At 38.7% G+C, this 13090-nt stretch carries 10 protein-coding genes; 9 read left to right on the top strand and 1 reads right to left on the bottom strand.

Features of this window, described 5'->3' with window-relative positions:
- Window positions 1-53 precede the first annotated feature (53 nt).
- On the bottom strand, window positions 54-1766 hold the full coding sequence (locus tag MOC86_RS08000) for an Rqc2 family fibronectin-binding protein (protein WP_268583641.1): 1713 nt from the start codon (window positions 1764-1766) through the stop codon (window positions 54-56).
- Window positions 1767-1900: 134 nt separating this feature from the next.
- Between MOC86_RS08000 and MOC86_RS07995 the strand changes: the two genes are divergently transcribed.
- The 9 genes from MOC86_RS07995 (at window position 1901) to rsmB (ending at window position 13049) form a co-directional block, all read left to right on the top strand.
- Complete coding sequence (locus MOC86_RS07995; RefSeq protein WP_268583640.1) at window positions 1901-4576, top strand: calcium-translocating P-type ATPase, SERCA-type; 2676 nt, start codon at window positions 1901-1903, stop codon at window positions 4574-4576.
- Window positions 4577-4798: 222 nt separating this feature from the next.
- Window positions 4799-5677: a YicC/YloC family endoribonuclease gene (locus tag MOC86_RS07990; RefSeq protein ID WP_268583639.1), complete on the top strand. Its 879-nt coding sequence runs from the start codon at window positions 4799-4801 to the stop codon at window positions 5675-5677.
- A gap of 141 nt (window positions 5678-5818) precedes the next feature.
- On the top strand, window positions 5819-6082 hold the full coding sequence (locus MOC86_RS07985) for a DUF370 domain-containing protein (RefSeq protein WP_019391760.1): 264 nt from the start codon (window positions 5819-5821) through the stop codon (window positions 6080-6082).
- 15 nt (window positions 6083-6097) lie between these two features.
- Window positions 6098-6712 carry a guanylate kinase gene (gene gmk / locus MOC86_RS07980; protein ID WP_019391761.1) on the top strand — a complete coding sequence of 205 codons (615 nt, stop codon included), beginning with the start codon at window positions 6098-6100 and terminating at the stop codon, window positions 6710-6712.
- A complete protein-coding gene (gene rpoZ / locus MOC86_RS07975) occupies window positions 6712-6912 on the top strand; it encodes a DNA-directed RNA polymerase subunit omega (RefSeq protein WP_268583637.1) in 201 nt (66 codons plus the stop codon). Before gmk ends, rpoZ begins: the two co-directional genes overlap by 1 nt.
- Before the next feature lie 79 nt (window positions 6913-6991).
- On the top strand, window positions 6992-8200 hold the full coding sequence (coaBC, locus tag MOC86_RS07970) for a bifunctional phosphopantothenoylcysteine decarboxylase/phosphopantothenate--cysteine ligase CoaBC (RefSeq protein ID WP_268583636.1): 1209 nt from the start codon (window positions 6992-6994) through the stop codon (window positions 8198-8200).
- On the top strand, window positions 8197-10614 hold the full coding sequence (gene priA / locus MOC86_RS07965) for a primosomal protein N' (RefSeq protein ID WP_268583635.1): 2418 nt from the start codon (window positions 8197-8199) through the stop codon (window positions 10612-10614). Before coaBC ends, priA begins: the two co-directional genes overlap by 4 nt.
- A gap of 154 nt (window positions 10615-10768) precedes the next feature.
- Window positions 10769-11716 carry a methionyl-tRNA formyltransferase gene (fmt, locus tag MOC86_RS07960; RefSeq protein ID WP_268583634.1) on the top strand — a complete coding sequence of 316 codons (948 nt, stop codon included), beginning with the start codon at window positions 10769-10771 and terminating at the stop codon, window positions 11714-11716.
- On the top strand, window positions 11709-13049 hold the full coding sequence (gene rsmB / locus MOC86_RS07955) for a 16S rRNA (cytosine(967)-C(5))-methyltransferase RsmB (RefSeq protein WP_268583632.1): 1341 nt from the start codon (window positions 11709-11711) through the stop codon (window positions 13047-13049). Before fmt ends, rsmB begins: the two co-directional genes overlap by 8 nt.
- Window positions 13050-13090: the final 41 nt, after the last annotated feature.

Here is a 13090-nt window from a genome sequence, read left to right as displayed (position 1 = left end):
TACTTAAAGGGGATAATACCAATAAAAGTGATGAACGGTCTTTTTAAAAAGTCTTATTTTCTTAGTTTTAAAACAAGTTCTTCGCTTGGCGTCACAAACACAGTTTGCTGCTGCTCATAAATCACAAACCCTGGTTTCGAACCACTAGGCTTTTTAACATGTCGAACTTTTGTATAATCAACAGGAACAGAACTGGATTGTTTTGCTTTGCTAAAATACGCTGCTAAATGAGCAGCTTCTCTAATCGCTTCTTCTGAAGGATTTGTATCGCGAATCACAACGTGCGAGCCTGGAATATCTTTTGTATGAAACCAAAGCTCATCTCGTCCTGCTACTCGATTTGTTAAATAGTCATTTTGTTTATTGTTTTTGCCAACGAGAATGGAATACCCGTCGCTTGATTCATATGCTTCAAGTTGAGGTGTTTGATTCTTTTGTTTTTTAGACACTTTCGTTTCTTTCTTTTTCTTCAAATAGCCTTCCTCTGTTAGCTCCTGACGAATTTCAGCAATATCTCTATGCGTCGCAGATTCCATTTGTTGGATCAGCGTTTCAAAGTATTGAATTTCTTCTGTTGCTTTTTGAATTTGTTCCTGTACAACAGTAACCGAGTTTTTCGCTTTTTGATAGCGATGGAAATAATGCTGTGCGTTTTGAGATGGCGTCTTTTGCGGATCAAGCTCAATTGTCACTGTGCCCACGTTTTCATCATAGTAGTTGATAACTTCTGCTTTTTTATCTCCTTGCTTAATCGCAAAAAGATTTGATGTTAGAAGTTCGCCGTACAATTGAAATTTCTTCGCTTTTTCAGCATCATCAAGCGTTGTTTTAAGCTTTTTAATTTTCTTTTCATTTTTCTTTTTCTCTGTGTTCATAAATTGTAGGAGGTCATGTGCTTGCTGTTTTACACGATCTCGTTCTGCTTTTCCATAGTAAAAACGGTCAAGAGCTTCACTTAACAAAGAAAAGGTAGAAACTTCACCTTCTAGATGTGTAAGAGGGATCATATAAAACGCTTCTTTTCCTTCATTTCTAATAATCTGCGGAGTGAACTCTTTCTCTTTAATCTTAGCCATAAGCTCAACAAAAGCTTTCGGTACTGTTGTGCGATTAGCAAGACCAGATGTGTGAATAACTTCTCTCGCTAAAAGAGGCGAAACTCCTTCAAACGAACTAACAAGCTGACCGTCTAGTTTGCCGCTGTTGAAGTCCACTTTTCGTAATACTGTTTCCTCGTCTGCTTGGAATGGATTTTCCTTATTTTGAGCAGGTGGAAAAACGTAAGAATGACCAGGCAGAACAGTGCGATGACTGTTCACAGATGGTGAAAGGTGCTTAATGCTGTCAATAATCGTCTCTTTTTTATGATCAACTAAAATAATGTTACTATGGCGGTTCATAATTTCAATATAAAGAGATTTATGCGTAACATCACCAAGTTCGTCACGGCCCCGCACTTCAATTTTTAAGATGCGATCAAGCTCAATTTGTTCAATAGAATCAATAATACCGCCTTCTAAATGTTTGCGAAGCAACATGCAAAACATCGGTGGCGTACTTGGGTTCTCATAGCTTTCATTTGTTAAGTGAACACGCGCGTAGCTTGGGTGCGCAGAGAGAAGAAGTTTATAGTTTGTTCCTCCCGCACGTACGCCAAGAATGAGCTCATTTGTAAAAGGCTGATACACTTTTGTTATGCGTCCGCTTTGTAACTTCTCTACTAACTCTTCTTTCATTGCATATGTAAACATTCCGTCAAATGACATTTTAACACTTCCTTAACCCCTATTTAAAAACTTGCGTCTCTTTCTTTCTAATGTAAAGTATAGCATTTTTTTGGACGAGTCTGAATAAGCTTACCTTAGAAGAGATTAAAAGGCAAAGGGTGTGAACGTGTGTCATGAAGTGGCATGAAATGAGTGAGAATACTGTCCTGCACACAGCACAAACAAACAAAGAAAAAGGACTAGATGAAAAAGAAGCAAAAGGTCGAATAAGAGAACACGGCTACAATGAGTTAAAAGAAGCGTCCAAACCGTCTGCATTGCTTGTGTTTCTTGCTCAGTTTAAAGATTTTATGGTCCTTGTTTTACTAGGAGCAACGCTTGTTTCAGGTTTCTTAGGTGAATACATTGATGCTATTGCTATTATTGCCATCGTTTTGATTAACGGTGTCTTAGGTTTCTTTCAAGAACGGAAAGCCGAAAAGTCACTTGATGCTTTAAAAGAACTTTCAGCACCAAAAGTAAATGTATTACGAAATGAAAAATGGAGTAAAGTGCCCTCAAAAGAACTTGTGAGAGGAGATATCATTAAATTTTCGACAGGAGATAGAATAGGGGCTGATATACGGATTATTGAAGCAAAAGCCCTTGAAATTGAAGAATCTGCTTTAACAGGAGAGTCTGTTCCTGCTGTAAAGGAAACGAACCCACTTCATGATGAAAATCTTCCCCTTGGTGATCAAACAAATATGGCATTTATGGGAACGCTTGTGACAAGAGGGGGTGGAATCGGCGTTGTTGTTGAAACTGGAATGAATACGGCAATGGGACAAATTGCAGATCTTCTTCAAAATGCTGAAACAGTAACAACTCCGCTGCAGCGAAAGCTTGCACAGCTTGGAAAAATTTTAATTATCATTGCGCTTATTTTAACAGCGCTCGTTGTGTTTGTTGGTGTATTGCAAGGCCATGACGTATACAGCATGTTTTTAGCTGGTGTAAGTTTAGCTGTTGCAGCTATTCCAGAGGGATTACCTGCTATTGTAACCGTTGCGCTATCGCTCGGTGTACAGCGAATGATTAGAAAAAAAGCAATTGTTCGTAAACTTCCAGCCGTTGAAACGCTAGGGTGTGCCTCTGTTATCTGTTCAGACAAAACAGGGACGCTTACGCAAAATAAAATGACGGTAACTCATGTTTGGGCAGGAGGAACAACATGGGGAGTCACAGGAACAGGATATGCACCAGAGGGGAAATTCAGGCTTGATGATCGCGATGTAAATCCTCAAAAATCAAGAGAGCTTTCTCAAGTTCTTCTTTTCGGATTGTTGTGTAATAACACAAATATTTTGCAGAGGAAAAAGGAGTATGTTCTTGATGGAGATCCAACTGAGGCAGCTCTTGTTGTAGCAGCTCGAAAAGCTGGATTAGAAAGAGAAGAGATGCTAAAGCAGTTTACAATCGTAGAAGAATTTCCATTTGATTCAACTCGTAAAATGATGAGCGTTATTATTCAAGACAAAGAAGGCAAGCGCTATGTTGTTACAAAAGGGGCTCCTGATGTTTTATTAACAACAAGCTCTCAAATATTATGGAAAGAACGTCTTGAATCACTTTCTGTTTCTCGCTACAACGAAGTGCACAAAGCTGTTGAAGATTTAGCAGCACGAGCTCTTCGTACAATTGCAATTGCTTATAAGCCACTTTCAAATCATAATAAACTAACCGAAAAAGAAGCAGAATCAAGTCTTACCTTTCTTGGCTTGCAAGGAATGATTGATCCGCCTCGCACAGAAGTAAAAGAAGCTGTGAAAGAATGTAAAGAAGCAGGGATTAAAACAGTGATGATTACAGGTGATCATGTTATTACAGCTCAAGCAATTGCAAAAGAGCTTGGTATTTTAACGAAAAAAGGGAAGGTTCTTCAAGGAACAGACATTACGTCAATGTCTAAAGAAGAACTTGAAGAGATTGTAGAAGATGTTGACGTCTATGCTCGTGTCTCTCCAGAGCATAAGCTGAAAATCGTAAAAGCACTGCAAGCAAAAGGGCATGTTGTCGCAATGACAGGAGATGGAGTGAACGATGCTCCTGCCATTAAATCAGCGGACATCGGGATTGCTATGGGAATTACGGGAACAGACGTCGCCAAAGAAGCGTCATCTCTTGTTCTTCTTGATGATAACTTTGCCACAATTAAGTCGGCTATTAAAGAGGGGCGTAACATCTATGAAAATATCCGGAAATTTGTACGCTATCTGCTTGCTTCGAACGTTGGTGAAATTCTAGTTATGCTTTTTGCAATGCTTTTAGCGCTTCCACTTCCGCTCGTTCCAATTCAAATTCTATGGGTAAACCTTGTGACAGACGGACTTCCAGCAATGGCCCTTGGACTTGATAAACCAGAAGATGATGTGATGAAAAGAGGTCCAAGACATCCAAAAGAAGGTATATTTTCTAGAGGCCTTGGATGGAAAGTAATCAGTCGAGGGTTTTTAATCGGAATTGCGACACTCCTAGCGTTTATTATTGTATATGACGAGCAAAAAGGGAACTTGGCGTACGCTCAAACAGTTGCTTTTGCAACGCTCGTGCTTGCTCAGCTTATTCATGTCTTTGATTGCCGAAGCGAGAAATCTATTTTTGATCGAAATCCATTCGGAAACATGTACCTTATCGGAGCAGTATTATCTTCTATTCTACTTATGGCAATTGTAATTTATGTTGAACCGCTTCAAGCGATTTTCCACACGGTGCCAATCATTGGACGCGATTGGTTGCTCATCATCGCAATGGCGAGCATCCCAACATTCTTACTTGCAGGCTCATTTTTAACAAGGAAGAAGAAGTAAAAAAGGAAAGAAAAGACACGACAAAACAGGGGAGTTATTGTTTTGTCGTGTCTTTTTTTATGGTATAATGCAAAGGGTTATAAAGGGAGATTTCCTTTTGTAATAAAGTGTTTTATAATGAATAATTAAATAATTTAACGAAAAAGTTACGTAGTAATGCTTAAAACATGAAAAGCACATATGCAAGGTTTTAAGATAAAGGGAAGCAATGGATGTGATAACATGGTAGTTAGTATGACTGGTTTCGGGAGAGGAAAAGCCGAAAGTGAAAAAAACGCGGTAACAGTTGAGATGAAGTCTGTTAACCACCGATTTTGTGAAGTGATGGTTCGTATGCCAAGACAGCTTGTTGATGTTGAAGACAAGCTTAAGAAAATTGTTGGCGAATCTATTAAAAGAGGAAGAATTGAAGTATTTGTCACGGTCTCTGGAGAGCGTTCGAGTACAAAAAGTCTTCAAACTGATTATTCACTTCTTCAACAATACGTTGAAGCGTTAAAAACAATTGAGAAAGAGCAAAATTTACCTCCTCAATCTCTTTCGTTCCAAGACATCTTAGGAATGGAAGGTGTTTTCACAACGCAAGATGAAGAGGGAGACAATACAGAAGTTAAAGAACTTGTACAAGAAGCGGCAAGAAAAGCGGTTTCAGACCTTTATAAAATGCGTCAAAATGAAGGAGAACGGCTAAAAGAAGATTTGATGAATCGTATTTGTCAAATTGAAAAGAGCTGCGAGGAAATCGCGAAGCTTGCTCCAACTGTTTCAGAACAGTACCGAGAGCGGATTCAGAAAAAGCTTCAGGAGCATCTTGGTGACTCATTTGACGAGCAGCGTGTGCTGACAGAAGTTGCGATTTTTGCAGAGAAAGCAGACATCAGTGAAGAGATTACACGCATTAATAGCCATATTAGAGAATTTAAGGAAACGCTTGAAAGCGGCGCTCAAATGGGGCGTAAACTTGACTTTCTTGTCCAAGAATTAAACAGGGAAGGCAACACAATAGGAGCAAAAGCTCATAGCAGCAGCATTGCTAGTTTAGTTATTGATATAAAGACAAATCTAGAACGAATTAAAGAGCAAGTGCAAAATATTGAATAGCCCCTTGTCAAAAGTACAGCGTTCATATATAAATGAAGCAGGGACTTTTGATACATAGGGTTTAAAACAAGAAAAAAAGTCTACAATGTTATCATTCATAAATGGTGAAAAATAGAGTGTGGAAGCTGAGGAGGCTTGTTGATGAACAGCAAGTTTATTAATGTTGGTTTTGGAAATTTTGTATCATCAGGGCGAATTATTTCTGTTGTGCACCCTGAATCAGCCCCAATCAAAAGAATGATTCAAGATGCAAAAGAAAGAAGTACACTTATTGATGCAACGCTTGGTCGTAAAACACGATCAGTTATTATTATGGACAGTGAACATGTTATTTTAGCTCCTGTTCAACCAGAAACCATTTCACAACGACTTGAATCAAAAGGTGAACAACTGACGGAAGGGTAAGGTGTAGCAATTATAATGAAAGAAAAAGGAATTTTAATCGTCCTTTCAGGGCCATCAGGTGTTGGAAAAGGTACGGTACGTAAAGCATTATTTTCGGAGGAAGAACTTTCTCTTCAATATTCTATTTCAGCAACAACTCGTAAGCCGCGTGAAGGAGAAGTGCATGGCGTGGACTACTTGTTCAAAGAGCGCGTGGAATTTGAAGAAATGATCAAAAATGATCAACTGCTTGAATGGGCAGAATACGTAGGAAACTATTACGGAACGCCTGTTGAATATGTTCAAAAAACGCTTGATGAAGGAAAAGACGTATTTTTAGAAATTGAAGTACAAGGGGCAATGCAAGTTAAGAAAGCATTTCCTGAAGGACTTTTCATCTTTTTAGCTCCACCAAGCCTTTCAGAGCTTCGCAATCGTATTGTAACAAGAGGAACTGAGTCTGAAGACCTTATTCATAACCGCTTAACAGCTGCAAAAGAAGAAATCGAAATGATGGATTCTTATGATTATGTAGTCGAAAATGACAAAGTCGAGCATGCTTGTGATAAAATTAAAGCAATCGTAACGGCAGAACATTGCAAACGTTCACGAGTAGCTCCTCGCTATAAAAAATTACTGGAGGTTGAATGATGTTATATCCATCAATTGACACACTTATGACAAAGCTTGATTCAAAATATACGCTTGTAACAGTTGCAGCAAAACGTGCTCGCAGCTTACAGGAATATAACGACCTTATGGTTGAAAATCCAGTATCAGACAAGTTTGTAGGATGTGCACTTGAAGAAATTAATGCAGGTGCTCTACATTTTGAAAAATCAGAAAACTAAAATGAACGTAGAATAACAACCTATTATGATTAGGTTGTTATTTTTTTAAAAGATAAATGTAAAAGGTGGGAGAAGAACGTTGGAAGGAAAACGTATTGTATTAGGAGTAAGCGGAGGAATTGCTGCTTATAAAGCAGCTGCTTTAACAAGTAAGCTCATTCAGAGTGGAGCAGAAGTAAGAGTAATAATGACAAAGTCAGCAACAAAGTTTATTACACCCCTCACATTTCAGGCACTGTCACGAAATCACGTTTATACAGATACTTTTTTAGAAGAAGATCCAACCGTTATTTCACACATTGATGTTGCAGATTGGGCAGACTTGATTATTGTAGCTCCAGCAACAGCTAATACGATCGGAAAGTTAGCGAATGGTCTTGGAGATGATATGCTTACAACAACACTTTTAGCTACAACGGCTCCTGTTTGGATTGCTCCTGCGATGAACGTACATATGTATGATAACAAAGCTGTTCAGCGTAATATTATGACGCTTTATAACGATGGTTATCGCTTTATTGAACCATCAGCAGGATATCTTGCCTGTGGATATATTGGTAGAGGAAGACTTGAAGAGCCAGAGAAAATTGTCGAGCTTGTAAAAGAGCACTTTGCGCCGAAAAAAGAACAGCTTCTCGTTGGAGAAAAAATTGTGATTACGGCAGGGCCAACGCGTGAGAACGTAGATCCCGTGCGCTTTTTTTCCAATCGTTCAACAGGTAAAATGGGTTACGCTTTAGCACAGGCTGCTAAAGATCTTGGAGCGGATGTTACCCTTATTAGCGGCCCCACAAACTTAACGCCTCCAACAGGTGTTACATTTGTAGAAGTTGAAAGTGCTGCAAACATGCTTGACGCCGTTATGAACGTTTTTAACGATGCTTCTGTTGTCATTAAATCAGCTGCTGTAGCTGATTATCATCCAAAAGTAACTTTTGGACAGAAAATGAAGAAGAAAGACGGAGATTTAGCGATCGAAATGGAACGAACAACAGATATTTTAAAAACGCTTGGGCAAAAGAAAGCTGGTCAGTTGTTAGTTGGATTCGCAGCAGAAACAGAGCATGTTGAAGAATATGCTATGAAAAAGCTTCAAACAAAAAATGCTGACCTTATTGTCGCTAATAATATTTCAACAGAAGGTGCAGGCTTTGGGGGAGATACAAATATAGTGACGCTCTTCTATAAAGATGGACATCATCAAGACCTTCCACTGCTTTCGAAAAAAGATGTGAGCGAAAGAATTATGAATGAAGTTGTGAACTTATTAAAGGAACGGTCAAAATGAAAGTAGCAAGTATTATTGTAGATGTTTTAGCAAAAGGAACGGATCGCCCTTTTGACTACATTATTCCACAGAGTCTAGAAGACGTTGTTGTAAAAGGAATGCGTGTTATTGTTCCATTCGGTCCTCGTAAGATTCAAGGATTTGTGATTAACATAAAAGAAAGTTCAGATGTTGCTCGCTTAAAAGAAATTGACGAGATGGTTGACCTTCAGCCTGTTTTAACAGAGGAGCTGCTTATCCTTGGGAAATGGTTGACAGAAGAAACCCTATGTTATGCAATGTCAGCTTTTCAAGCGATGCTTCCTGCAGCAATGAAAGCAAAGTACGATAAAGAAATCTCGCTTCCTTCTGAAGAGGTAAAGCATCAACTTCATGAAAGTGTGCGGCCTCTTTTTTCAAAAGGGAGCATTAGATTTAGCGATGTGAAAAACCATCCTGCCGCCCCTTATCTTTTAAAAGACATAAGTAAGAACTTTTTGGATGTCACGTATATTGTTAAAAATAGAGTGAATAAAAAAATGCTGAGAGGCGTTATAATCTCTCCTTCTATGAAACAAGAAGACATTGAGAAATATATGGATGGACTCAGTAAAAAAGGTGAAAAGCAGAAGATTGTTCTTCAATATATGCTTGCTCAAAAGGAAAAGATGAGCGTAAAGCACTTGAAAGATGAGCTTGGTATTACAGATGCACCTATTAATTCACTGATTTCGAAAGGTTTCCTAGAAAAGATTGAGATTGAGCTGTATAGAAATCCGTTTGCAGAAAGAGAGTTTCAAAAAACAAGTGCGCTTCCTCTTACAGAAGAGCAAAGCAAAGTTATTAAACCAATTCATACAAGTATTGAAGAAGATAAGCATAACGTATTTCTTTTGTATGGGGTAACAGGAAGCGGAAAGACAGAGGTATACCTTCAATCTATTCAGCGTGTTCTTGAAAAAGGGGAAGAAGCGATTGTTCTTGTTCCTGAAATTTCGCTCACACCTCAAATGGTCACAAGATTTAAAGGACGGTTTGGTTCAAAAGTCGCTGTTCTCCACAGTGGACTTTCAGCGGGAGAAAAATACGATGAGTGGCGCAAAATTCAGCGAGGAGAAGTGTCAGTTGTTGTTGGAGCTCGCTCAGCTATCTTTGCACCATTTAAAAATTTGGGCATTATTATTATTGATGAAGAACATGAATCAAGCTATAAACAGGAAGAAAACCCACGCTATCATGCAAGAGATGTTGCCATTTATCGAGGGGAGTATCACAATTGTCCTGTTGTTCTCGGAAGTGCAACGCCAACACTTGAGTCATTTGCGAGAGGAAGCAAAGGGAATTATACTCTTTTAACACTTTCTAAGCGCATGAATAATGCCCAAATGCCCGGAGTTGAAAAAGTGGACATGAGAGAAGAACTTCGTAATGGCAACCGTTCTATGTTCTCGACCGTTCTGTTTGAAAAAATGAAGGATCGATTAGCAAAAGGAGAGCAAATTGTGCTTATGTTAAATAAGCGCGGTCATTCTTCTTTTATCATGTGCAGAGACTGTGGTTTTGTGCCTACTTGTCCACATTGTGAAATTTCGTTAACGTATCATAGACATCAGAACTTGATGAAATGCCATTACTGTGGACATCAAGAGCAACTTGCAATAAAATGTCCTGAATGTGAAAGCGATCATATCCGCTATTTTGGAACAGGTACTCAAAAAGTGGAAGAAGAGCTTACTAAGGTGATTCCAGAGGCATCTGTTGTGAGAATGGATGTTGATACAACGAGCCGCAAAGGCTCACATGAAAAACTACTTGCTAAATTTGAAAGTGGCCAAGCCCAAATCTTACTTGGTACCCAAATGATTGCAAAGGGTCTTGATTTTGAAAATGTAACGCTCGTTGGTGTTCTCTCAGCAGATACAATGCTTCACCTTCCAGACTTCAGAGCATCTGAAAAAACGTTTCAGCTTCTGACTCAAGTAAGCGGAAGAGCAGGGCGCCACTCCCTGCCAGGAGAGGTTGTTATTCAGACGTATACGCCTGAACATTACAGCATTGATCTTGCGAGTCATCATGACTATGATGCTTTTTATAAAAAAGAGATGATCATGCGGAAGATGCTGAAGTATCCGCCGTTTTATTATTTGGCACTTGTGACAGTATCACATGAAAATATGGCTGTTGCAATGGGAGAAACGGATAAAATCGCAGCCTTCTTACAAAACAAGCTGTCCTCTAATGCTATTATTCTTGGCGCTGTACCATCTCCCATTGCGAAAATTAAGGATAGATATCGTTATCAATGCATGATAAAATATAGAAACGAACCAGACCTTTTTTCTTCTCTACACTTTTTATTAGAGCAGTACAAAGGGAAAATGCAAAAGCAAAACTTAACGATAAACGTTGATTTGAACCCTTATGTTATGATGTAAGGGGAAAAATAGATAAAAAAATAGATGTGAAAGGTTCAAAGAGCTATTTTAGTTTTTTGGACCTTTTTATTTGTTTTATAAAAGTGGTACAATGTAGTAATGAAAATAAGCGGATGCGGAGTTAAGTGCGAACAAAAGAAAGGCAGTGAACGAATTGACAAAAGTCGTATTTATGGGAACACCGGATTTTTCAGTTCCGGTATTAAAAACATTAATAGAAGAAAAATATAATGTTGTAGCGGTTGTAACACAGCCTGATCGACCAAAAGGGAGAAAGCGCGTTCTAACGCCACCTCCTGTAAAAGTAGAAGCAGAAAAACACGGTATTCCAGTGCTTCAACCCGAAAAGATTAGCGTTGAAGAAGAATACCAAAAAGTACTTTCGTATGAACCAGATTTAATTGTAACAGCAGCATTTGGCCAAATTTTGCCTTCCTCAATTTTAGATGCGCCAAAGTATGGCTGCATTAATGTACATGCTTCACTTTTACCAGAGCTGCGTGGTGGAGCACCAATTCATTATGCCATTCTTCAAGGGAAAAAGAAGACGGGTGTGACAATTATGTATATGGTGCCAAAGCTTGATGCAGGAGATATCTTAACAAAAGTGGAAGTAGCCATTGAAGAAAAAGATCATGTTGGCACACTTCATGACAAATTGAGTGAAGCAGGAGCATCTCTTTTAAAGGAAACTATTCCACAGCTTTTAAACGGTGAATTAACACCTATTGCTCAAGACGACAGCAAAGCAACATTTGCTTCAAATATTAAGCGAGAGCAGGAAAAAATCGTCTGGACAAAAGAGGGGGAAGAAATTTATAACCATATTCGCGGTTTACATCCTTGGCCTGTTGCTTATACCACACTAGATGGTGACGTGTTAAAAGTATGGTGGGGAGAAAAAGTGGAGTCAGAGAAAAACGAAGCTCCTGGTACGGTTATTAAAATTGAAAAAGACGGTTTTATCGTAGCGACAGGAAACAGTACGGCTATTAAAATAACGGAACTTCAGCCTGCAGGGAAAAAACGTATGACGGCTGCTCAAGTTCTTCAAGGATCACTAATTGAGACTGGAATAAAGCTAGGGGACGATTATGAGTAACTACAACGTGAGACAAATTGCGCTTGACGTGTTAATTGCAATTGAACAAAATCAAGCGTACAGCAACTTAACTTTAAATCATCAAATTAAACATCATAAGCTTTCAAATCTTGATGCAGGTCTTTTAACTGAGATTGTATATGGAACAGTGCAACGCAAGTTGACAATTGATTATTATCTAGCACCATTTCTAAAAAAACCGAAAAAAATGCAAACATGGGTTATTGTATTGCTTCGTTTATCGGCTTACCAAATGATCTATCTTGATCGTATTCCGTCACATGCTATTATTCATGAAGCAGTTGAAATTGCCAAAAAACGCGGTCATCGCGGTATTTCTTCAATGGTGAATGCCGTGCTTCGTAACCTTCAGCGTGAAGGTTTAGCATCAACTGAAGAGATTGATCATAAGTTGGACAGACTTGCTACTGAAACAAGTCATCCAAAATGGCTTGTGAAAAGGTGGAGCGATCAGTTTGGGTTTGATAAAGCAAAAGCCATTTGTGAAGCAAACCTACAGCCTCCAAAACAAACGATTCGTGTAAATACAAAATACTATAAGCGTGATGAAGTGCTTTTGCGTTTAAAAGAACAGGGTATTGAATCTGAAAAATCTGATTTGCTTGCCGAAGCAGCAGAAGTAAAAAAAGGAAATGCTGCAAATACTCAAGCTTTCAAGGACGGACTCTTTACTGTGCAAGATGAAAGTTCAATGCTTGTTGCACATGCTCTAGATCCACAAGATGGTGATCATATTTTAGATAGCTGTGCAGCACCAGGTGGAAAGACTACGCACATTGCTCAAATGATTCAAAACGGCAAAGTGACGGCTCTTGATATTCATAATCATAAAGCATTGCTTATTGAAGGACAGGCAGAGCGTCTTCGCTTAGAAAATGTGGATGCAAAAGTATGTGATGCAAGAAAAGCGGGGAGCTTATTTGAAAGAGAGAGCTTTAATCGCATTCTTGTTGATGCACCTTGTTCTGGCTTCGGTGTTATTAGAAGAAAACCGGACATCAAATATACTAAAACAGAAGAAGATGTAATGAAACTTCAGCAGATTCAGATTGAAATTTTATCAGCTGTTGCTCCGCTTTTGAAGAAAGACGGTGTTTTAGTATACAGCACATGTACAATCGATCGTGAGGAAAATGGGGATGTTGTTCAAGCATTTTTAGAGGCTCATGAAGATTTTGAGCTTCATCCACAGTTTAAAGACAGAATGCCTGCTAAAGTAGCTGGTAAAATAGAAAATGGAACACTGCAAATTTTGCCAAGTGATTTTGGCACAGATGGGTTTTATATAGCTTGTTTTCGCAAGAAAGTGTAAAATATGGGAAGTAGCATAAAGTGATTTTCTAAAAAAGGAGG

It is taken from the genome of Priestia endophytica (assembly GCF_026790145.1).
GTDB classification, from domain to species: Bacteria; Bacillota; Bacilli; order Bacillales; family Bacillaceae_H; genus Bacillus_I; species Bacillus_I endophytica_A.
This window is presented reverse-complemented; position numbering and strand designations above follow the sequence as displayed.